The sequence below is a fragment of the Methylobacterium sp. PvR107 genome (assembly GCF_017833295.1).
GTDB lineage: Bacteria > Pseudomonadota > Alphaproteobacteria > Rhizobiales > Beijerinckiaceae > Methylobacterium.
On the sequence record NZ_JAFIBW010000001.1, the window covers coordinates 1,717,678 to 1,739,312 of the forward strand.

Genomic DNA, 21,635 nt, shown 5'->3' on the forward strand with positions numbered 1-21,635 from the left:
CCGGCGGCGGTCAGCGCCGCCGCCGGATCGAACCGACCGTCTGGAGCTGCGCCTGCGCCTCGGCCCGGTCGTCCTCGTTCGCGGCTGCCCAGTTCTTGTCGTAGAGCGCGACGATCCAGTCGTCCTTGCGGTTCTCCGCGCCTTCCCGCGCGAGGGAGAGCCACATCAGGCCCCTGACCCGCTGGATCGGCACGCCGCCGAGGCCGTTGATCAGCATGTCGCCGAGCAGCGCCTGGGCCGGGTGGTGCCCCTTCTCCGCCGCCAGATTGAACCAGCGCGCCGCCTGCCGCGGATCGGCCTCGACGCCGGTGCCGTCGAGATAGAGCCGTGCGAGATTGTACTGGGCGTTGGGGTCGCCGTAATACGACGCCGCGTAGTTGAACATGTCGTAGGCCCGCTCGGGGTTCGGGCGCACGTACGTGCCTTTGATCCCCTCCAGGAAGTAAGTGCCCAGCGCCGTGAAGGCGCTCCCCAGCACAGCCGAATTCTGCGGGTCGGGCCCGTCATCGGTGCTGGCATCGGCGATCCGGGAGAAGAACTCGAACGCCTTCAGGTCGTCGTGCGGCACGCCGTCACCGTCGGCGTACATGCGGCCGAGCTTCCACAGGGCCAGGGCATGGCCCTGTCCGGCCGCGTATTCCAGCGCCCGTGCGGCGCCCTGCTTGTCGCCGGCGTTGTACTCGCGCATGCCGGCGCGCAAGGCATCCTTGGCAGACCGGTAGCTCCTGTCGGCGACCGGCACTTGAACGGGCGTGCGCACATTGGCGTCGAGGGCGCGCGGCGAGTCCGTCGGCACGGCCAGCAGGACGAGAGCCCAGGCCGCGACGGCGATCCTGCCGGCAGACCGGAACCGGCCGGGATCGGCCCCGGCCGGCGCCCTGCGCCGGCTGAGGTCAGTCCTAGACGTCCGCATAGCTCTGCGTCTCCTTGGCACCCCCCGGGTGCGTGACCGCGCCGTACAGCGCCGGGCCGACGCCCTGCGCGTATTTCCAGAGGTATCCGGATGTCGCGGTGTTGGTCCGCGGTGCCCAGGATTTGCGGCGCTCGGCCAGTTCCTCATCCGAAAGAGCGACGCTCAGCGTGCCCTGGATCGCGTCGAGGGTGATGCTGTCGCCGTCGCGGATCAGGCCAATCGGGCCGCCCACCGCCGCCTCGGGGCCGACATGGCCGACGCAGAAGCCGCGGGTCGCGCCGGAGAAGCGCCCGTCCGTGATCAGCGCGACCTTGTCGCCCATGCCCTGTCCGTAGAGGGCTGCCGTGGTGGACAGCATCTCGCGCATCCCGGGGCCGCCGCGCGGGCCCTCGTAGCGGATGACCAGAACTTCGCCCTCCTTGTAGGTGCGCGACTGCACGGCCTCGAAGCAGGCCTCCTCGCCGTCGAACACGCGGGCCGGACCGGTGAAGACCTGCTTGTCCGCGGACATGCCGGCGACCTTCACGATCGCACCCTCGGGGGCGAGATTGCCCTTGAGGCCGACGACGCCGCCGGTGGGGGTGATCGGCTTGTTGGCCGGGTAGACCACGTCCTGGTCCGGGTTCCAGGTCACCCGGTCCATGTTCTCCGCGATGGTCCGGCCGGTAACCGTCATGCAGTCGCCGTGCATGAAGCCGTGGTCGAGGAGCGTCTTCATCAGCAGCGGGATGCCGCCGACCTCGAACATGTCCTTGGCCACGTAGCGCCCGCCCGGCTTCAGGTCGGCGATGTAGGGCGTACGCCGGAAGATCTCGGCGACGTCGAACAGCGTGAACTCGATACCACACTCGTGGGCGATCGCCGGCAGGTGCAGGGCCGCGTTGGTCGAGCCCCCGGAGGCGGCGACCACGGTCGCGGCATTCTCGAGCGCCTTGCGGGTGACGATGTCGCGCGGGCGGATCTGCTTGGCCAGCAGCTCCATCACCTTCTCGCCGGCCGTGGCGCAGAACTTGTCGCGGATCTCGTAAGGGGCCGGGGCGCCCGCCGAGTAAGGCAGCGCGAGGCCGATCGCCTCGGAGACGGTCGCCATCGTGTTGGCGGTGAACTGCGCACCGCAGGCGCCGGCCGACGGGCAGGCAACCTGCTCCAGCTCGTCGAGATCCTCGAGGCTCATGTCGCCGACCGCGACCTTGCCGACCGCCTCGAACAGATCCTGCACAGTCACGGGCTTGCCGCGGAACGAGCCCGGCAGGATCGAGCCGCCGTAGATGAAGATCGACGGCACGTTGAGGCGCACCATCGCCATCATCATGCCGGGCAGCGACTTGTCGCAGCCGGCCAGACCGACCAGCGCGTCATAGGCGTGGCCTCGCATGGTCAGCTCGACCGAATCGGCGATCACCTCGCGCGACGGCAGCGACGCGCGCATGCCGCCATGGCCCATGGCGATGCCGTCGGTCACCGTGATGGTGCAGAACTCGCGCGGCGTCCCGTGCGCAGCGGCGACGCCCTTCTTCACCGCCTGCGCCTGGCGCATCAGCGAGATGTTGCAGGGCGCAGCCTCGTTCCAGCAGGACGCGACGCCGACCAACGGCTGGTGGATCTGCTCGCGGGTCAGACCCATGGCGTAGAGATAGGAGCGATGCGGGGCGCGGTCGGGCCCCTCAGTGACGTGGCGGCTCGGCAGCTTGGACTTGTCGTTCAACACCGTCACCATGACTTCAGACCAAGCCTTCGCACAGCCAGTCCCGAGGGTGCGAACGACCGCGGCGCATCGCCATTCGCGATGTGCCGGAGAGGCCGTCCGCGTGCTCGGGAAGTCCACGTTTCTGAACGGTAAATCGTTGTCGAAATTGCCGTTTACCGCCGATGCCGAGGTGGGCCCGGACTATGGCGGGATCGGGGCGTTTACGGGCAGGTCTCGGGGCGGAGCCGGGATCGTTTTACGGTGTTGCGACCTCGCCACAGCTACGCTTGCCCACCGCCCGCAAAACGACGCAGAAGTAAGGATAATCTTTTCCGGACCGCGAAAATTGACGTCATTCGAAGACTTGCCACCCCTGACACGCGCCGACCGGGCCGGTGGCCTTGGCGGACGGCTCGGCGTCGTCGTGTCGAAAATCTTGGCCGCACGGTCGGAACGCGGCTGCCGACGCATCGAAGACTTGCACCAAACCTTTCACGCATCCGCCTGTGCGGCACAGATGCGGGCCGCTGCTTGATGGCTGTTCGGCCTGATGGAATCGGCCGGGTGCGCCTCCGAGCGATTGACCTGCCACTTTGATCCGCATCCCGAGGTGTGGATGCGCGGCCGCCGCTGCGGAGGCGTCGTCCCATCCCCGCACCGCAGGCCGAGGTCGAGGGTGGCGTGATTCACCCAGACGCACGGCCCGGTCTCCTGCCATGGGCCGTCCCAATGTGATCGGGACCGACCCTAGACCTCACCATCAGGCCGGCTTGGCAGGGCAGCGGCTTGCGCGCCACCGACCAGAACCTGATCGCTCTCGTCCTTCAACGCCACGCCGGTGAGACCCAGGTTGAAGGCGCGTGTCAGCAGCCAGTCGAGCTTGAACGCGGCAAGGTCGTGGGTGAAACCCGCCGCCCGCACGTTCGAGATGCAGTTCCGCTCGGCATCCGAGCGGCCGAGCCGGGGGCCGAAGGTCAGGTAGATCCCGAGGCTGTCGGGAGATGAGAGGCCGGGCCGCTCGCCGATCAGCACGGCGACAGCGCGGGCCGCCAGGGCGGTTCCGATCTCATCGCCCAGTGCCACCCGGGCCTGCCGGGCGATGACGACGGGCGCGAGCTCCCATCCCGCCTTCTCGGCATGGCGCCTGAAGGCCGCGAGCAACGGCACGGCGTTCTCGTGCACCGCCCGGGCCGACAGGCCGTCGGCGACGACAAGCGCGAGATCGGCCTGCCCCGCCTCGGCCTCGAGCGCGGCGCGGTCGTCCGGCGCGAGCCGGCGGCCGAGATCCGTCCGGCGCAGATACGTCGCCCGGTCGGGCGCCTGGGAGCTGACCCTGCACGTGGCGAAGCCGAGATCTCCGATACCGCGCGTCAGGGTCTCCTCGTCCAGCGGCGCGTGCACGGCATCGCGGGCCTGGGCGTGATCGAGGCCGAAACGCAGCACCTCCCGGGTGGGCAGCCCGCTGCCCACGCGTCCGAGCCCGATCCGGGCCGGGGTCAGACCGGCGAGGCGCCTCCAGATCGCGGCCGGATCACTCATGCGGCGAGATCCGGTGTCGCGGTCAGAAGCGGGGCCTCCGCACCCGGGATCAGGACACCGGCCGCGTCCGTCATCCCGATCTCATGCAGCCAGGCCTCGAATTCCGGGGCGCGCCTGAGGCCGAGAACCTCGCGCAGGTAGAGGGAATCGTGGAACGACGTGGATTGGTAGTTCAGCATCACGTCGTCGGCTCCCGGCACGCCCATGATGTAGGTGCAGCCGGCCGCTCCGAGGAGCGTCAGGAGCGTGTCCATGTCGTCCTGATCGGCCTCGGCGTGATTGGTGTAGCAGACGTCGACACCGAGCGGCACGCCCATCAGCTTGCCGCAGAAATGGTCCTCCAGCCCGGCCCGGATGATCTCCTTGCCGTCGTACAGGTATTCGGGACCGATGAAGCCGACCACCGTGTTGACCAGGAGCGGCCGAAACACCCGCGCCACGGCGTAGGCGCGCGCCTCCAGGGTCTGCTGGTCGATCCCGTGATGCGCGTCTGCCGAGAGCGCCGAGCCCTGGCCGGTCTCGAAATACATGCAATTGTCGCCGACGGTGCCGCGCTTCAGCGCCAGAGCCGCCTCGTGGGCCTCCTTGAGGAGCGGCAGCGTCACGCCGAAGCTGGCATTGGCCTTCTCGGTGCCGGCGATGGACTGGAAGACGAGATCCACCGGAAGGCCGCGCTCCATGGCGGCGAGCGTGGTGGTCACGTGCGTGAGCACGCAGGCCTGAGTCGGGATGCCGTGACGGCGGATCACAGCGTCGAGGAGCTGGAGCAGATCGCCCAGCACCTGGACGGAATCGGAAGCCGGGTTGATGCCGATGACCGCATCGCCGCAGCCGAGGGCCAGCCCGTCGAGGATCGCCGCCGTGATGCCCTTCGCGTCGTCGGTTGGATGGTTCGGCTGGAGCCGGACGGCCAGAGTGCCCGGCAGGCCGATCGTATTGCGGAAGCGCGTGACCACCCGCGCCTTCCGGGCCACCGAGATCAGATCCTGGTTGCGCATGATCTTCGAGACCGCGGCCGCGATCTCGGGCGTGACCGCGGCCGCGATGCGGGTCAGCGTCTCCGGCGGCGCGGTGAGCAAAAACTCCCGGAAGTCGCCGACCGTAAGATGCCGGATCTCGGCGAACGCCGCCGCATCGTGCGTGTCGAGGATCAGGCGGGTGACGTCGTCGCGTTCATAGTCGATCAGCGGCCGCGCCAGGATGTCGGCGAGCGGCACCTCGGCGAGGCACCATCGGGCGGCGGCATTCTCCTCCGCGGATTCGGCGGCGATGCCGGCGAGCCGGTCGCCGGAGCGGACCGGGGTCGCCTTCGCCATCAGGGTCGCGAGATCGGCGAAGACGTGGGTGCGTGGGCCGACGACGTGACGGTAGGCCATGCGAACTCCCCCGGGCACGATTATCGGATCACACGATAGGCCGATCCGGCGCGGATGTCCGCTCAGGCCGCTCCGGCATTGGGCGCGGGGATCTCGGTCGAGATCGCGTCGATCGTGCGCGGCATCGGGCTGCCCTGCCCGTCTGTCCGCTGGATCCGCACCTGCTGGTTGACAGGCTGCATGTTCCCGAAGGGCGTCGAGAAGGCGATCTCGGCGGCGTCCCGGCCGACACCGATGCGCACAAGCCCGTCGAGGTCGGCTTGCCGGGTGGCGTCGAACAGCCACCAGCGTCCGTCGAGATAGGCCTCGAACACCGCGTGGAAGTCGCTCGGCACGAGGCCGTGGGCGTAGCAGCTCACGAACCGGGCCGGAATGCCGAGCGCCCGGCAGAAGGCCGCGCCGATATGCGCGAAGTCGCGGCATACGCCGGCCCGCTTGAGCAGAGATTCGTCGGCGGTCGTCTCGCCGTCGCTCGTGCCCGGTTGATAGGCGATGTGGTCGTGGATCCAGTTGCAGATCTGATTCACGCGGGCGTGGCCCTTCGGCAGCGCGCCGAACTCGGCCAGCGCGAAGGGTGTCAGGCGGTCCGAGGACACGAACCGGCTGGGCAGCAGGAAAGGCAGGATGTCGAGGGGCAGCTGCCCGATCGGCGTCTCGTTGATGGTGGCGGGATCAGCCCGATGCACCATCAAGTCGACCTCGGCATTGTATTCCAGCGCGAATTGGCCGGTCGGTACGTTGACCGCGAGGTAGCGGTTCAAGAGGTCGGGCGTGGTGTAGAGGTCGCGCTTCAGGTTCGGCGTCAGAACCAGGCTCTCGCTGAGGATCTCGACGCTCTTCAGCTTCGCCACCTCCATGTTGAAGATGAAGGTGGTGTCGGAGAGGATGTTGTAGGACAGGCTGCAACCAAGCGTGTAGCGCATCGGATCTCCTTACCGGACGACGGCCTCTTCGCCGTCCAAGCAAGGGTCGCGCCCGAGAGTCGGTTCCAGGCCCGTCGTCGTTCGGTCGGGCGACGCGAGCGACCCTGGGTGCCTGGAAGAGCGAGCGGCTCCGCCGTCATCGCGAGAGGAGCGGATCGACCCCAGGGCGGTACGACATCGCTGGGCGTGGCACATCCCCGAGACGCTGCGCTGTGCTCGCACAGACGGCGGCCGAGGGGATGGAGCCGGTCTCAGCCGCGCTCGGCCGCGCCCCCCGGGAGCATCACCACCGTCAGCGAGCGCACGCCCTGCGCGCCGTGGATCAGCACGCCCTCGATGTCGGCGGTGGCCGACGGCCCGGTGTGGAGCACCGCATACGCCGCATGGCCGAAGTCCGGGCGCCGATACGCCGCCTGGACGTTGGGCAGGATGTCGGCCGGGTCGAGCAACACGACGAGATGCTGCGCGAGATAGGCGACCGCGTTGACGATCAGCTGATGTTCCGTGAACAGCACCGAGCCGGTCTCGGCGATGCCGAACACCGCGCGGACCACCGCCACGTCGACATCCTCGACCTCCTGCGGATAGCGCACGCTCCGCAGGTCGCGGTTTCCGGTGAGTTCCGGGACCGCCGAGGCAATAACCTTCGCGGCCTCGAGACGCTCGCGCACGCCCGCGAAGACGTCGCCGGGGACAGGCTCGGCCACTCGGCCGCCCATGCGCTTCAGCCGCTCGCCGAACTCTGCCACGAGGTCGTCGCCGATGAGCGGCGTGAACAGCGGCACCTCCGGCAATGGGAAGTCGCCGGCCGGCCGGTTCCGTCGGATGTCGGCCAGGATGCTGTCGCGCGCGCTCACCGCTGCGTTTCCTTCATCCGGTTCTGCTTGTACCAGGCATGGAAGGTCTGGCGCGGCGCGTCCGGCATCTCGCGCTTCTTCCCCCAGGTGTTGAGCGGGTTGTAGACCGCGAAGCGCGGCAGGACCTTGAGCGCGGAATCCGCCGCGCCGATCGCGGCCCGGTAGGCGGCCGGGCGCGACAGGACCGCGCCTGCGGCCTTCATCATCCCCTGCTTGAGCGCCGGGATCTGGTGCTCCTCGACCAGCACCTTGCGCCACGCGAAGATCTGCTCGTGGATGTTGATCTTCACCGGGCAGACATTGGTGCAGGAGCCGTTCATCGTCGAGGAGAACGGAAGCGTCGAGTATTTCCGCTTGTTGAAGGTCGGATCGATGATCAGGCCGATCGGCCCGGAATAGGTCGCCCCGTAGGACAGGCCGCCGGAGCGCCGGTAGACCGGGCAGGTGTTCATGCAGGCGCCGCAGCGGATGCATTTCAGGGAGGTCCAGAACTCCTCCAGGCCGAGCCGCTCCGAGCGGCCGTTATCGACCAGCACCATGTGCATCTCGGTGCCCTTGCGGGGCGCACGGAAATGCGAGGTGTACTGGGTGATCGGCGAGCCGAGCGCCGAGCGCGACAGCAGGCGGATGAAGACGCCGAGATGCTCGACCTTCGGGATGATCTTCTCGATGCCGATCGAGTGGATCTGCAACGGCGGCACGTTGCCGGAGAGATCCGCATTGCCCTCGTTGGTGCAGGTGACGACCGAGCCGGTCTCCGCAATGGCGAAGTTGCAGCCGGTCATGCCGGCATCGGCCTTCAGGATGTAGGGTCGCGTCGTCTCGCGCTGGCTCTCGGCGAGGTAATGGGCGTCGTCGTTGTTGGGATCGGTGCCGAGCGTCTTGGCGAAAACTTCGGCCACGTCCATGCGGGTCTTGTGGACCGCCGGGGCGACGACGTGGCTCGGCTCCTCGTTGTCGAGCTGCTGGATCCGCTCGCCGAGATCGGTCTCGATGACCTCGATGCCGTTGGCGTCCATGTGGTGGCGGAAGCCGCATTCCTCGGTGAGCATCGACTTCGACTTCACCAGCGTTTTGGCGCCGTGGCTGCGCAGGATCTCCAGCACGATCCGGTTGTGGTCGGCCCCGTCCTTCGCCCAGTGGACGTGGACGCCGTTGGCTTTCGCGGCCGCCTCGAACTGCTCGAGGTAACGGTCGAGGTGGCTCAGCGTGTGCGTCTTGATCTGCGAAGCGAGCTCGCGCAGCTCCTCCCACTCCGGGATGCCGTGCGCGGAGGCGTCGCGCTTCTTGCGCAGATCCCACAGGCGCTCGTCATGGGCCGCCTGGTGGAGGGGCGCGGCGAGGAAGCGCTCGGCGGCCTCTGCCTGGTCGATCGGCCGGTCGCCGCGGATCTTCGCGCCGCGGGGCTGCGGCTCGCGGACCTGCGGCGCGCGGATCGGCTTCGAGGCGGCCTCGGCGTGCTGGAGGCGGGCACCGTCCTCGGAGCGCTCGCTCTCGTCGCTCCGGGCGCGGACCTCCGGGTGGATGACGCCCTCGCGCTCGCGGGGATTGAGATCCTCGACGCTCATGCGGCAGCTCCGTTCAGCACCTGCGCGATGTGGATGTACTTGAGCGGCAGGCCCAGACGCTCGGCGCAGCCCTTCTGGTGCATCAGGCAGGATGAATCCGCCGAGACGACGTAGGCCGCCCCGGCCCGATTTTGGTCGGCGACCTTGTCGTAGCCCATCTTGGCCGAGACGGCCGGCTCGAACACCGAGAACGTCCCGCCGAAGCCGCAGCACTCGTCCGGCCGCGCGAGATCGACCAGCTCGACGCCGTCGACCAAGCGCAGCAGGTCGAGGGGCTTCGAGAAGTACGGCTTCACCAGCTCCGAGGGCCGCGCATGGTGGATGCCGCGCAGCGCGTTGCAATTGCCGTGATAGGCAACCTTGTGGGGGAAGTTCGCCCAGGGCAGCGCCTCGACCTTGAGCACGTCGTGCAGGAACTCCACCAGCTCGAAGGTGCTGGCGCGGACGTGGCGGACCTCGTCGGTCTGCGGGATCGCCGTCAGGTGCTCGCGGACCTGATGCACGCAGGAGCCCGACGGAGCGACCACGTAGTCGAACCCGGAGAAGTTCTTGACGAACAAAGCCTCGGTGGCGGCGGCCTCGGCATGGCAGCCGGTGTTGGTCATCGGCTGGCCGCAGCAGGTCTGATCGAACGGGTACTCCACCGTGCAGCCTAACCGCTCCAGCAGCTCGAGGGTGGCGATCCCGACCTCGGGCTCGAAGGCATCGACATAGCACGGCACGAACAGGCCGACCCGCATGGTCCGGCAACTCCCTGAATCGCCGTTCCAGTGGTCTGGAACGGTTCGAGATTGAAAGGAGGGATCTACCGGATGAGGTTGGTCTTGGCGAGGTCGAGAACCGCGTCACCGCGTCCATCCATCACGGCGCGCAGGACATAGAGGCTGAAGCCCTTCACCTGCTGGCCGTCGATCTTGGGCGGCATCGAGAGCTCGTTGCGGGCGGTGCGCACGTCGAGGAGCGCCGGACCGTCGAAATCCAGGAACTCGCGGATGGCACCGGGCAACTCGCCGGGATCCTCGACCCGTATGGCGAAGATGCCAGCCGCCCGCGACATCGCGGCAAAGTCCGGGTTGTCGAGGGCGACGCCGGTTTCGAGATAGCCGGCGGCCTTCATCTCCAGTTCGACGAAGCCGAGCGTCCCGTTGTTGAAGACTACGACCTTCAGCGGCAGACGGTGCTGCCGCAGCGTCAGGAAATCGCCCATCAGCATGGCGAAGCCGCCATCGCCGCACAGCGCAATCACCTGCCGGTCCGGCTGGCTCGCCTGGGCGCCGATGCCCTGCGACAGGGCGTTGGCCATCGAGCCGTGGACCCAGGAGCCGAGGAGACGCCGCCTGCCGTTCATCTGAACGTAACGTGCCGCCCAGATCGTCGGCGTGCCGACATCGGCCGTGAAGATGGCGTCGTCGGTGGCCGCCTCGCTGAGGGCGCGGGCGAGGTACTGCGGATGCACGGGACCGCCGGCCTTACCGGTGGCGAGGTCGTCGAGGCCTGCGCGCGCCTTGGCGTAATGCTTCAGACTGGCATCGAGGAAGGACCGGTCGGCCTTGGGCTTCAGCCGCGGCAGGAGCGCCCGGATCGTGGCGCCGACATCGCCGACGAGGCCCAGCTCGATGAGGCAGCGCCGGCCAAGCTCGGTTGGGCGCAGGTCGACCTGCGCCACCGTGGCGTCCTGCGGATAGAATTGCTTGTACGGGAAGCCGGTGCCGAGCATCAGCAGCGTGTCGCATGCCATCATGGCCGCGTAGCCCGACGAGAAGCCGATCAGGCCGGTCATGCCGACGTCGTAGGGATTGTCGAACTCGACGAACTCCTTGCCGCCCAGCGCGTGGACGATGGGGCTCTTCAGAGCCTCGGCGAGCTGGAGCAAATCGGCATGAGCGCCGGCGCAGCCGCGTCCGCAGAGAAGCGTCACCCGCTTGCCGGCGTTGAGCATGGCCGCCAAGGCGTCGAGCTCGGCATCGGCGGGCCGGACCACCGGCTTGGCGGGGATCAGCCCGGCCCGTGGCGCAAGCCGGCGCTTGGGGGCTTCCCGGAGCGCGACGTCACCCGGCAGGACGATCACCGCGACGCCCCGCTCGCCCACGGCGGCGCGGATCGCGTTCTCCAGGACGAAGGGCATCTGGGCGGGGTCGGAGATCAGCTCGCAATAGTGGCTGCAGTCGCGAAACAGCTCCGTGGGTTTCGTCTCCTGGAAATAGCCCGAGCCGATCTCCGGGGACGGGATATGGGCGGCGATCGCGAGGACCGGAGTCCGGCTGCGGTGCGCGTCATACAGGCCGTTGATCAGATGCAGGTTTCCCGGCCCACAGGAGCCGGCGCAGACCGCGAGCTGGTTCGTGACCTGCGCCTCGCCGGCCGCCGCGAAAGCCGCTGCTTCCTCGTGGCGCGTGTGGATCCACGCGATCCGGCCGCGGGCCCGAAGGGCCTCGGTGATGCCGTTCAGGCTGTCGCCGACCACCCCGTAGATGCGGGCGACACCGGCCTCCTCGAGGGTCTCGGCGACGAGTTCGGCGACGTTGTTGATGCGCATGGTCCGGCTCCGCAATCGGGCACGATGCGGGGACGTGGAATCCAGTGTCCCGAATGCATCATGCGCCACCGAGTCCGGGGCAGGCCGCCTGGACAAGCGGCGCGGCAGCCAGCCCCGCGAGCCGAACCGCTCAGTTCACACCGATGTTCCACGGGCCGGCGGGCTTCCCGCCGATCGACGGTCGGTCTGGGCGGATCTAGCGCTTGGTCAGGCCGCCGAGCACGTTGCGCAGGATCGCGTTGCCGACCTCGCGCCCGACGCTGCGCGCCATGGAACGGGCGGCGTTGGACACGACCTGTTCGGCGAGGCTCTGCGGTGGGCGCCGTGCACCCTTGCCCGTGGCTGGCGTACCGAAGACGCTGCCGAAGATTCCGCCGAGCATGCCCCCGAGCCCGCCCTCGGAGGCGGCCGCCTCCGGCGCCGCGTCGAGGTTCTTGCGCTTGGCCAGCATCTCGTAGGCGCTCTCATTATCGACGCTGGACTCGTACCTGCCGCGCAGCGGGCTCTGCGCGATCAGCGCCGCCCGCTCCTGCGGGGTGAGCGGGCCGACGCGCCCCTGAGGCGGCGCGATCAGCGCCCGCTCCACCAGCGATGGCGTGCCCTTCGGCTCCAGGAAGCTCACCAGCGCCTCGCCGACGCCGAGTTCAGTGATGGCCGTCGCCACGTCGAAGGCGGGATTCTGCCGGAACGTCTCGGCGGCGGCCCGCACGGCGCGCTGATCGCGCGGCGTGAAGGCCCGCAGCGCGTGCTGCACGCGATTGCCGAGCTGCCCGAGCACGGTCTCGGGCACGTCGAGCGGGTTCTGCGTCACGAAGTAGACGCCGACGCCCTTGGAGCGGATCAGGCGCACGACCTGCTCGACCGCGTCCAGGAGCGATTTGGGCGCGTCGTTGAACAGCAGATGCGCCTCGTCGAAGAAGAACACCAGCTTCGGCTTGTCGAGGTCGCCGACTTCGGGAAGCTGCTCGAACAGCTCGGACAGCATCCAGAGCAGGAACGACGCGTAGAGCTTCGGCCGCTGCATCAGCTTGTCGGCGGCCAGGATGTTGACGAAGCCGCGCCCGTCGCGGTCGGTGCGCATGAAATCGGTCAGGTCCAGGGCGGGCTCGCCGAAGAACTTGTCCGCGCCCTGGTTCTCCAGAACCAGCAACTGCCGCTGGATCGCGCCCACCGAGGCCGAGGACACGTTCCCGTACTGCCCGGAGATCGCTTTCAGGTTCTCCGAGCAGAAGGTGAGGAGGGCCCGAAGGTCCTTCAAGTCAATCACCGGCCACTGGTTCTCGTCCGCGACGCGAAAGGCGATATTGAGCACGCCCTCCTGCGTGTCGTTGAGTTCGAGGAGGCGGCCGAGCAGCAGCGGTCCCATCTCGGTGACGGTGCAGCGAATCGGATGCCCCTGATCGCCGAACAGGTCCCAGAACACCGTGGGAAACCGATCCGGCTCGTAGGTGACGCCAAGTTCCTCGGCGCGCTTCACAAAAACCGGCTTGGCCTCTCCGGCGGCTGCGATGCCGGAGAGATCCCCCTTGATGTCGGCGGCAAAGACCGGGACGCCGGCGTTGGAGAAGCCTTCCGCCAGCACCTGCAGCGTTACGGTCTTGCCGGTGCCGGTGGCGCCGGCCACCAGACCGTGCCGGTTGGCAAGCCGAAGCGCCAGGTTTTCCGCTTTGCCTGGCCCGTCCTGTCGGACGCTCTTGCCGACCAGGATCGTCCCGTCGCCCATTGTCGATGCCCCCGGCCCGCGCCTCCGTGTGGTTATGGACAAGGCGCCGGGAGTTTTCCAGTGAAGCCCCGTCCCGCGCTTGATTTCCGGCGCCTCAGAGTCGAAGGACGTCTGGAAACGTTCCGAAGAGATCGACGAGATCATCACCATGGAAGAATTGCTCGCCCGCGTCACCGCCCGCACCGGGCTCGACGCCGCGACGGCACAGACGGCCATCGGTCACATCCTCGCCTTCCTGCAGAAGGAGGGGCCGGAGTCGGAGGTCGGCCAGTTGATGGCAGCCCTCCCCGGCTCCGAGTCACTGGTCGCGGAAGCCAATGCTGGGGAGGGCAGCGGTGGCGGCCTGATGGGCATGCTGGGCGGCATGATGGGCGGCGGCGTGATGGCGCTCGGCCAGAAGCTGATGGCGGCCGGCGTGCCGATGGGTCAGATGCAGCCCCTCGGCCAGGAGCTGTTCGCCTTCGGGCGCGAGAAGGTCGGCGAGGATGCGATGGGCCCGATCATCGGCTCGGTCCCGGGCCTCAATCAGTTCGTCTGACGCTGCGACCGCCGTGCGGCGCCGCACCGCGCTGGCGCCGCACATCGAGGAACGTGAAAAACAGGTTACGAAGCGAAAGCTTGGCGGAACCTATTCTCGTAATCCTCGTTGTTTGGGGGTGCACTCCGGAAAATTGCCCTCGGCAATAACCGCGACAGCATCCAAGCAGGCCGGCGATGCCCGTCTTCGAAGCAAAACATCTGGACAGCGCATTCGAGGGGCAGGCGCTCCTCGCTGCCATTCTGCACCCGACGCGTGCGGCGCAGACCCGGGCGTTGCGGCACGGTCGGCGGCGGTCGGAGCGCGCTGCGGCTCTCGCCGACCCGATGACGCTCGAGCCGCGCTTTCCGATCGCGAGTGGCGAGCTGGCGCCCTCCGACTGCTCGACGCGCTGACCCGACGAGTCTCCTACCAGGGCTGCGGCGTGACGAGGCCCTGACGGGTCACCACCACCCATTCACGGCCGTGACGCTCGACACCTTCGACACGGCCGACACCCGGTAGCATGTCACCCGGCGCAACCTCGACAAGGCGTCGGCGGCGATTCTCCAGAATTGCGGTTCCGTCGTAGACGTCGCGCAGCGCCCAGCCGTCGATCACCGGCGGTTTCTCCGGAACAGCAGCCTTCACCTTCGGCTCGACCGGCTTAGCATCGGCGAGCTTCGCCTCCGTCACCTTGGGCTCAGCGACCTTCGCGTCCGCGCTGCGCGGCGCATCCGCGATGCTCCCCGTCTGGGTCGGCTCAGCTTTCGCCGCGACGGGCGCGGCCGCGCGGCGGTCCAGCTGTGCGGTGAGGCTGGCGATCCGCGCATTCTGCTCTCGCTCGATCTGCTCGAAGCGTTCGCCGAGTGCCGTGGTCTTGGCGTTGAGGCTCTTGTCGAGCTGCGCGAGGCGCTCGCCGAGGACGCCGCTCCGGTTGGCCGCCTCCTTGCGGGACGCGTCGGTGGAGGCGCGCAGATCGGCCAGGACAGCGTGGAGCTGCGCGATATCGCTGGCGAGGCGCGCCGTTTCGGTCCGGCCGGCATCCAGCGTGGTGCTGAGCGCCACCACGGTATCGTTGGGCACGCCGGACGAGCGGGTCATGGCGATGACGCTGCCGCCGAGCAGGGCGCCGACCGCGAGCGCCGCACCCGGCACGGCCAAGCGGCGCGGATCGAGCGGCAGCAGGGATGGAAGCGTCAGGCGCTTTGCCAGAGCCACCTTCGGCGCTGCGGCCTCGTCCTTCGGGGACGAGGCCGGCTGCACCTCAGGCTTGCCGGTCACCACGGCCTTGAGCAGGTCGGCCGGCGAGACGGCCCGCTTGGCTTCGATCTTCGTCATCGCCCCAAACTCCGCGCGCAGATTATCGCTGCAAGCGTTCGTTAAGGACGTTTGTTTACGAAAGCCTTACCGCCGTGGTGCGGATCAGGCAGCAAGTCCCCGCTTCTTCAGCAGCGGCTCGATGCTCGGCATCCGCCCGCGGAACGCCGTATAGGCCTCGCGCGGGTCCCGGAGGTTGCCGGCGCCGTACACGAAGGTGCGCAAGCGCTTCGCGGTCTCCGGATCGAAGATGTCGCCGGCCTCGCGGAAGGCGTCGAACGCGTCGGCGTCGAGCACCTCGGACCAGAGATAGCTGTAGTAGCCGGCCGCGTAGCCGTCGCCCGAGAAGATATGGGCGAAATGCGGCGTCCGATGCCGCATGCTGATCTCGGCCGGCATGCTGATCCGGCGCAGCGCCTCGGCCTCGAAGGCTGGCACGTCCAGCCCCGCCTCGCCCTCGGCCGAGAGATGCAGCGTCATGTCGACAATTGCCGAGGCCGTGTACTCCACGGTGGCGAAGCCCTGGTTGAAGGTCCGCGCGGCCAGCAGCTTCTGCAACAGGGCGTCCGGCATCGGTTCGCCGGTGCGGTGGTGACGGGCATGGGCCCGGAGAACCTGCGGCTGCTCCAGCCAGTGCTCGTAGAGCTGGGAGGGCAGCTCGACGAAGTCGCGCGAGACGGCGGTGCCGGAGAGCAACGGGTAGGTCACGTCCGACAGGAGGCCGTGAAGGGCATGGCCGAATTCGTGGAACAGCGTCCGCGCATCGTCGAAGGACAGGAGCGTGCTCTCTCCCTCAGGCGCCTTCGCGAAGTTCATCACGTTGACGATGATCGGGGTGATCGTGCCGTTGAGACGCTCCTGCGAGCGGAAGGCGCTCATCCAGGCGCCGGACCGCTTTGAGGCGCGGGCGAAATAGTCGCCCAGGAACAAGCCCACCTCGGAGCCGTCCGGATTGCCGATCCGCCAGACCCGAACATCCGGATGGTAGCGCGGAACGTCGGACAGCTCTGAGAAGGTCAGGCCGAACAGGCGCGAGGCCGTATCGAAGGCGGCCTGGATCATCCGCTCCAGCGGCAGGTACGCTTTGATCTCGCTCTCGTCGAGGTCGTGTTCGGCACGCCGCACCTTCTCGGCGTAGTGCCGCCAATCGTGCGCCTGAAGGGCGAAGTTGTGACCCTCCGCCTGGATCGTCGCCTGAAGGCGGTCGCGCTCGGCTGTCGCCCGGGTCCGAGCGGGCGTCCAGACGTCGCGAAGCAGGCCCGTTGCGGCATCGGGGCTCGCCGCCATCGTGTCGTCGAGGGCGAAATGCGCGAAGCTCTCGAAGCCGAGGAGCCGCGCCCGCTCGGCGCGAAGGCCGATGATTTCGGCGATGATCGCGCGGTTGTCGGTCGCGCCGCCGTTCTCCCCGCGGTGCGTCCAGGCTGCGTAGGCGCGCTCGCGCAGGTCGCGGCGGGTCGAGAAGACCAGGAACGGCTCGATCAGCGATCGGGACAGGGTGATGACATGCCCGTCGAGCCCCCGCTCCCGGGCGGCGCTCTCGGCCGCCGCGCGCAGGAACGGCGGCAAGCCCGCCAGGTCGTCCTCACCCGTCAATGGCAGGGTGAAGCTGCTCTCGTCGGCGAGCAGGTTCTGGCTGAATTGCGTTCCCAGCTCCGACATGCGCGCGGCGATCTCCGCGATCCGCGCCTTGTCGTCCGGACCGAGCTCGGCCCCGGCGCGCCGGAAGCGGATGCGGTAGCGATCGAGGACACGGCGCTCCTCCTGGCCCAGACCCTGGGCCTCGACCGCCGAGATGCGCGCCCAGAGCTGGGCGTTGAGGTAGATCGCGCTCCCGTGCCGGGCGAGCTTCGGCCCGATGACCCGCTCGATCGCCTGCAACTCCGGATTCGTGTGACTGCCGGTCAAGTTGTAGAAAACGCCTGCGACCCGCTCGAGGGCGTGACCGGCCCGCTCCATGGCGCCTACCGTGTTGTCGAAGGTCGCCGCCGCTGGATCGGTCGCGATCGCCTGGATCTCGGCGGCGTGGGCGGCGAGCGAAGCCTCGAACGCCGGCATGTAGTGCTCCGGCCGGATCCGCTCGAACGGCGGCAGGCCGTGCGGCGTCGTCCACTGCGCCTCCCGGAACGGGTTGTCCTGCGGCAGGCTCAGAAGCCCGGCATCAGCTGCATCCGGCATGCATTCCTCAAGGTGCGTTTTGGCGGCAGGAGGCCACGCCACGTCAATCCGACGAGGTGGGGTTCGCGACCGCGATCCGAAATACAGTGGTCGGTTCGGCGCGCGCGTCAACCGGCCGAGCGATCCGAATGGCTTCTCGCTCGTTACCACCGGGCCACGCCTAAGCTTCGAGGCCTCATGCCAGGACGTTCGCCGCCGATCCGCCACTCCGCGAGCCTCCTCGCCCGCGGCCTCCTCTGTCTGGGGCTCGCCGCGATGCCGGTTTCCGCGGGCCGCGCTGCCGAGGGTCCGGCGGCAACCGTTCCGATCCCGCCGCCGGTGCCGCCCGAAAGGCCGGATACCTTGAAGCCGGCGCTCGCGCCCGCAGAGGCGGGGCCTCCCGTGCCGCCCGCGCGTCCGGCGGAGCTGACGCCTCCTGCCGCGTCCGCACCCAAGGATGCAGCCAAGGACACAGCCAAGCCCCTGGGCGGCGCAGACGGTGCCAAGCCCGAGATCCCGACGCCGCCGCCGACACCGCCCGGACGGCCGCCGGAACTGTCCGGCGGGGCGGCTCTGACCCTCAAGGTCGCGCCACCGGACGACACCGCCTGCCGCACCCGCCTCAAGCGCCTCGGGGTCGATTTCGAGCCGCTGACGCCCATCGCCGAAGGTCAATGCACCGCCCCGCTTCCGCTGAAGGTCACCAAATTTGCCGACGGCGTGGCGTTGCCGCAGGGCGCGACGCTGACCTGCCGGGCGGCCGAGGCGCTGGCGCGCTGGGTCACGGAGGTTCAGGTCGAGGCCGAGCGCGCGCTCAAGCATCCGCTGACCGGTCTCGAACTCGGAGGATCGTACGTGTGCCGCGGCCAGAACCACGATCTGGACGCCAAGCTCAGCGAGCACGCCTTCGCAAACGCGGCCGACGTGATGGGCTTCACCTTCGCGGGGCGCGCCAGCATCCCGGTCAAGGCGATGGCTGAGGGTTCCGATGAGGCGCAGTTCCTCGCTGCCATTCGCGGCAAGGCCTGCGGATTCTTCCGGACGGTCCTGGGGCCCGGCACGAACGCGGCCCACGCGAACCACTTCCACCTCGACGAGCGCGAGCGCAACGCGGGCCATCGCCTTTGTGAGTGACGGTCCGTGGAACGTTCCCGCCGGCTCATCGCTTTTGCGACCGGAGTGTCCCGCTCCCGGAGAATGCGACGTCGATGATCCCGAAACCTTGGCGGCCGGTCTGCGCGGCTCTCGTGGCAAGTTGCCTCGTCGCGCCGGCGGCGGACGCTCGGTCGGGGAAGAAGGTCTCCAGGAAGGATCAGGCGCCTACCCTGACCGCGGATGCGATCAACGGCGCAACCCTGGCGCCGCAGGGCGGCAATCAGGCTGACGCAAGCAAAGCTGCGGCGAAGAAGTCCGGCACCGGACGCAAGTCCAAGTCGACCGACGACAAGCCCACCCCCCTGATCGTGAAGGCCCAGGTGCTGCTCGACCGGGCCCATTTCTCGCCCGGCGCGATCGACGGCCGGAAAGGCGAGAATTATCAGCACGCGCTCTCGGCCTTTGCCGTGGCGCAAGGCTTGCCCGCCACACAGGATCTGACACCTGAGGTCTGGGACAAGCTCCAGGCCACGAGCGACAAGCCGGCGGTGACGGATTACACGCTCACGGATGCCGACACCGCGGGACCCTACGTCGACAAGATCCCGCCGAAGATGGAAGAGCAGGCCGATCTAAAGGAACTCGGCTACACCAATCCCCGGGAGATGCTGGCGGAGCGCTTCCACATGAGCCGCGACCTCGTCAGCGCGCTCAACCCCGGCAAGCCGCTCGACAAGACCGGAACGACCATCGTGGTGGCGGCGGTCGATCCGATGAGTCTCGACAAGCCCAAGGGCAAGGACCTTCCGCAGGAGCCCAAGGTCGAACGGATCGAGGTGGACAAGACCAGCCGTGATGTTCGCGCGCTCGGGGCGGACGGAAAGTTGATCGCTTATTATCCCGCCTCGATCGGCAGTACCGAGAAACCCGCTCCGAGCGGCGAGACCAAGGTGAAGGGCGTCGCGTTCGACCCCGATTACACCTACAATCCGAAATACGCGTTCAAGGGCGTGAAAGCGCAGCACAAATTCACGATTCAGTCCGGGCCGAACAACCCGGTCGGAGTGGTCTGGATTGATCTGGCTATTCCGAGCTACGGTATCCACGGAACGCCGGAGCCCGAGAAGGTCGGCAAGACCGAGTCCCACGGCTGCATCCGGCTCACGAACTGGAATGCCCGCGACCTCGCAACGCGCGTCGCACGGGGTGCCAAGGTCACCTTCAAGGACGATTGAGCGTCCGGGTTCATCCGCGAGATGGGACCGTTTCGCTTCGATACGGTCAAAAATGTATCATCAGTTAACATAGGTACCCCGAATGGCCTCGGCACGGCTCGCGAGCGCTTGACACATTACGCATTACGGGCGACGCCACAGGTCACCTCGTGGATCGTTCCGTCGAAACTGCTTCGGTCCCGCCCGGCGCAGTTCAGGCGGTGCGCGCGGGGAGATCAACCGCACGGCAAGACCCCCGGCGACGGGGGCGTTCCAAGGGAAGACCGCCCGGCGTGACTGCTGACTCAAACGATGACGTTCTGAATGGCATTCGCGTCCTCGTCGTCGAGGACGAAGCGGCGATCTCGATGCTGCTCGAGGACATGCTTCTCGATTTCGGCTGCGCCGTCGTGGGCCCTGCGGCACGCCTATCGTCGGCGCTGGAGATGGCGTCTCAGGAGATCTTCGAGGTCGCCATTCTCGACGTGAATGTGGCGGGTGAACCGATCTACCCGGTGGCCGAGGCGATTGCGAAGCGCGATCTGCCGCTCGTCTTCTCCACGGGCTATGGCGGCGCCGGCATCCGCGAGCCGTTTCGTGACAGGCCAGTTGTCCAGAAGCCCTTCAGCCAGGCCGATTTGAAGCGCACGCTGATCGGCGCGATCCGGGCCGCGCGCGGCTGACGGGACGGTCTTTATCGGGTTCGGTTCGTCGTCCCGAGGCCGCGCTGCGCAGCTCGGACGCCCGAGCCGCCGATTTGCCAGGACCTCGTACTGGCTTGCTGACGCCGTGAATGCGACGCTTGGCTCGGCGTCCCCTTCCTCACAGACCTTCGATCGTGAAAGCGTCGGCGACATGCGCCGGCCATTCGCGCGCGCCGACAAACACGGCATCGGCCCGGAAGGTCATCCCCGCACACCACGTGTTCCGGCCGACCCAGGCGCGGACAGCGCGCGAAAAGCGGCGCCGCTTGGCCGCATCGATCGCTTCTCGGGCTTCGTCGCGCCGCGTCCGCGCCTTCACCTCTACGAACGCGATGGTGTTCCAGCGCTGGACAACCAGATCGATCTCGCCCCCCGCGATGCTCACGCGCCGGCCAATCGGCCAGTATCCCTTGAGCATCAGGCTCCCCAGAGCGATCCATTCGGCGCGATGGCCGCGCCTGTACGCGGCGCGGCGCCGGTCGGCGTGGTTGGGCAGAACACGCCTCATTCCTCGCCTCGGGCGAGCGCGAGCGCCCGGGTATAGACCACCCGCCGCGGCTGCCCGGTTTCGTCGGCCACTAGGCTCGCCGCGTCCTTGATCGAGTGCCGCTCGAGCGCCGTCCTGAGCAGCGCGTCGAGCACGGCATCGCCCTCGGCCGTCCGCTCCGGCGTCGTGGCGGCGCCGATGATGACGACGATCTCACCCTTCGGCGGGCCATCCTGGGCGAAGCGGTCGCTCAGCGAGCCGAGCGTATCGCGCCGGACCGTCTCGTAGAGCTTCGTCAATTCGCGCGTGACCGCCGCCGGGCGGTCCGGCCCGAGGACCGCAGCAGCGTCCGCCAGCATCTCGGGCAGGCGGTGCGGCGACTCGAACAGGACGAGCGTCCCCGGCACCTGGACTAGCGCCTCCAGCCGGTTGCGACGCGCTCCGGCCTTCTGGGGCAGGAAGCCCTCGAAGAAGAAGCGGTCGGTCGGCAGGCCTGCCGCCACGAGGGCCGTCATCACCGCCGACGGCCCCGGAACCGGCGTGATCGGAATGCTGGCCTCGATCGCAGCCTGAACGAGCTTGTATCCGGGATCCGAGACCAGGGGCGTGCCGGCATCGGACACGAGGGCGAGCGCCTCCCCCGCCTGGAGGCGGGCAACCATCCGCTCGCGCACCGCGTCGTTCGAGTGCTCGTGGTAGGCCAGAAGGGGCGTGGTGATGCCGTAATGGGCCAACAGCGTGCGGGTCACGCGGGTGTCCTCGGCGAGCACGGCGTCGGCGGCGGCGAGGGTAGCCAGGGCGCGGATCGTGATGTCGCGCAGGTTGCCGATCGGCGTCGCCACGATGTGCAGGCCCGGCGACAGCTTTTCGGCCTCGCTCGCCAGCCCGAAGGCCGTGAAGGTGTTGGTGCGCGGACGATCGGTCCTGGGCTTCTGAGATGGGGTTCTGGTCGGGGCCGTGGCCCCCGGGGCATCGAATCTTCGGGTCATCGTCGGCGATCTTGCCACACTGCCCGCTTCTCG

19 protein-coding genes are annotated in these 21,635 nt (G+C 68.4%); 5 read left to right on the forward strand and 14 right to left on the reverse strand.

Features of this window, described 5'->3' with window-relative positions; all coding sequences use genetic code 11:
• Positions 1–10 precede the first annotated feature (10 nt).
• The 10 genes from JOE48_RS07930 to JOE48_RS07975 all read right to left on the reverse strand — a co-directional run bounded on the left by JOE48_RS07930 (position 11) and on the right by JOE48_RS07975 (position 13,122).
• A complete protein-coding gene (locus JOE48_RS07930; RefSeq protein ID WP_210029065.1) occupies positions 11–913 on the reverse strand; it encodes a tetratricopeptide repeat protein in 903 nt (300 codons plus the stop codon).
• Positions 900–2,630, reverse strand: a complete 1,731-nt coding sequence (gene ilvD / locus JOE48_RS07935) for a dihydroxy-acid dehydratase (protein WP_210029067.1) — start codon at positions 2,628–2,630, stop codon at positions 900–902. The genes JOE48_RS07930 and ilvD overlap by 14 nt, the downstream gene beginning before the upstream one ends.
• Positions 2,631–3,347: 717 nt before the next feature.
• Positions 3,348–4,139 (reverse strand): ethanolamine ammonia-lyase subunit EutC, encoded by a 792-nt coding sequence (eutC, locus tag JOE48_RS07940; RefSeq protein ID WP_210029068.1) that lies wholly within the window; start codon positions 4,137–4,139, stop codon positions 3,348–3,350.
• Positions 4,136–5,515, reverse strand: a complete 1,380-nt coding sequence (locus JOE48_RS07945; protein WP_210029069.1) for an ethanolamine ammonia-lyase subunit EutB — start codon at positions 5,513–5,515, stop codon at positions 4,136–4,138. The genes eutC and JOE48_RS07945 overlap by 4 nt, the downstream gene beginning before the upstream one ends.
• Before the next feature lie 62 nt (positions 5,516–5,577).
• Positions 5,578–6,438 carry a transglutaminase family protein gene (locus JOE48_RS07950; RefSeq protein WP_210029070.1) on the reverse strand — a complete coding sequence of 287 codons (861 nt, stop codon included), beginning with the start codon at positions 6,436–6,438 and terminating at the stop codon, positions 5,578–5,580.
• A 251-nt stretch (positions 6,439–6,689) separates the two neighbouring features.
• Positions 6,690–7,295, reverse strand: a complete 606-nt coding sequence (locus JOE48_RS07955) for a lactate utilization protein C (protein ID WP_210029071.1) — start codon at positions 7,293–7,295, stop codon at positions 6,690–6,692.
• Complete coding sequence (locus JOE48_RS07960) at positions 7,292–8,863, reverse strand: lactate utilization protein B (RefSeq protein ID WP_210029072.1); 1,572 nt, start codon at positions 8,861–8,863, stop codon at positions 7,292–7,294. The genes JOE48_RS07955 and JOE48_RS07960 overlap by 4 nt, the downstream gene beginning before the upstream one ends.
• Positions 8,860–9,603 (reverse strand): (Fe-S)-binding protein, encoded by a 744-nt coding sequence (locus JOE48_RS07965; protein WP_210029074.1) that lies wholly within the window; start codon positions 9,601–9,603, stop codon positions 8,860–8,862. Before JOE48_RS07965 ends, JOE48_RS07960 begins: the two co-directional genes overlap by 4 nt.
• 65 nt (positions 9,604–9,668) lie before the next feature.
• Positions 9,669–11,399 (reverse strand): ubiquinone-dependent pyruvate dehydrogenase, encoded by a 1,731-nt coding sequence (gene poxB / locus JOE48_RS07970; protein ID WP_210029076.1) that lies wholly within the window; start codon positions 11,397–11,399, stop codon positions 9,669–9,671.
• Positions 11,400–11,595: 196 nt separating this feature from the next.
• Complete coding sequence (locus JOE48_RS07975; protein ID WP_210029077.1) at positions 11,596–13,122, reverse strand: helicase HerA-like domain-containing protein; 1,527 nt, start codon at positions 13,120–13,122, stop codon at positions 11,596–11,598.
• A 148-nt stretch (positions 13,123–13,270) separates the two neighbouring features.
• Between JOE48_RS07975 and JOE48_RS07980 the strand changes: the two genes are divergently transcribed.
• Together JOE48_RS07980 and JOE48_RS07985 are read left to right on the forward strand one after the other, a co-directional pair.
• On the forward strand, positions 13,271–13,660 hold the full coding sequence (locus tag JOE48_RS07980; RefSeq protein ID WP_210029078.1) for a DUF2267 domain-containing protein: 390 nt from the start codon (positions 13,271–13,273) through the stop codon (positions 13,658–13,660).
• 176 nt (positions 13,661–13,836) lie between these two features.
• Positions 13,837–14,055, forward strand: coding sequence for a hypothetical protein (locus tag JOE48_RS07985; RefSeq protein WP_210029079.1), 219 nt, complete (start codon positions 13,837–13,839; stop codon positions 14,053–14,055).
• A gap of 13 nt (positions 14,056–14,068) precedes the next feature.
• On the opposite strand, the gene JOE48_RS07990 is transcribed toward JOE48_RS07985, so the two are convergent.
• Both JOE48_RS07990 and JOE48_RS07995 read right to left on the reverse strand, forming a co-directional pair.
• A complete protein-coding gene (locus JOE48_RS07990) occupies positions 14,069–14,980 on the reverse strand; it encodes a hypothetical protein (RefSeq protein WP_210029080.1) in 912 nt (303 codons plus the stop codon).
• A gap of 84 nt (positions 14,981–15,064) precedes the next feature.
• Positions 15,065–17,134 carry a M3 family metallopeptidase gene (locus JOE48_RS07995; RefSeq protein WP_210029081.1) on the reverse strand — a complete coding sequence of 690 codons (2,070 nt, stop codon included), beginning with the start codon at positions 17,132–17,134 and terminating at the stop codon, positions 15,065–15,067.
• 177 nt (positions 17,135–17,311) lie between these two features.
• Between JOE48_RS07995 and JOE48_RS08000 the strand changes: the two genes are divergently transcribed.
• The 3 genes from JOE48_RS08000 to JOE48_RS08010 all read left to right on the forward strand — a co-directional run bounded on the left by JOE48_RS08000 (position 17,312) and on the right by JOE48_RS08010 (position 20,105).
• Complete coding sequence (locus JOE48_RS08000; protein ID WP_210029082.1) at positions 17,312–18,247, forward strand: extensin family protein; 936 nt, start codon at positions 17,312–17,314, stop codon at positions 18,245–18,247.
• A gap of 74 nt (positions 18,248–18,321) precedes the next feature.
• A complete protein-coding gene (locus JOE48_RS08005; protein ID WP_210029083.1) occupies positions 18,322–19,443 on the forward strand; it encodes a L,D-transpeptidase in 1,122 nt (373 codons plus the stop codon).
• Positions 19,444–19,715: 272 nt separating this feature from the next.
• A complete protein-coding gene (locus JOE48_RS08010; protein WP_210035637.1) occupies positions 19,716–20,105 on the forward strand; it encodes a response regulator in 390 nt (129 codons plus the stop codon).
• A 139-nt stretch (positions 20,106–20,244) separates the two neighbouring features.
• On the opposite strand, the gene JOE48_RS08015 is transcribed toward JOE48_RS08010, so the two are convergent.
• Together JOE48_RS08015 and rsmI are read right to left on the reverse strand one after the other, a co-directional pair.
• Positions 20,245–20,634, reverse strand: coding sequence for a YraN family protein (locus tag JOE48_RS08015; protein WP_210029085.1), 390 nt, complete (start codon positions 20,632–20,634; stop codon positions 20,245–20,247).
• Positions 20,631–21,602, reverse strand: coding sequence for a 16S rRNA (cytidine(1402)-2'-O)-methyltransferase (gene rsmI / locus JOE48_RS08020; RefSeq protein ID WP_210029086.1), 972 nt, complete (start codon positions 21,600–21,602; stop codon positions 20,631–20,633). The genes JOE48_RS08015 and rsmI overlap by 4 nt, the downstream gene beginning before the upstream one ends.
• Positions 21,603–21,635 lie beyond the last annotated feature (33 nt).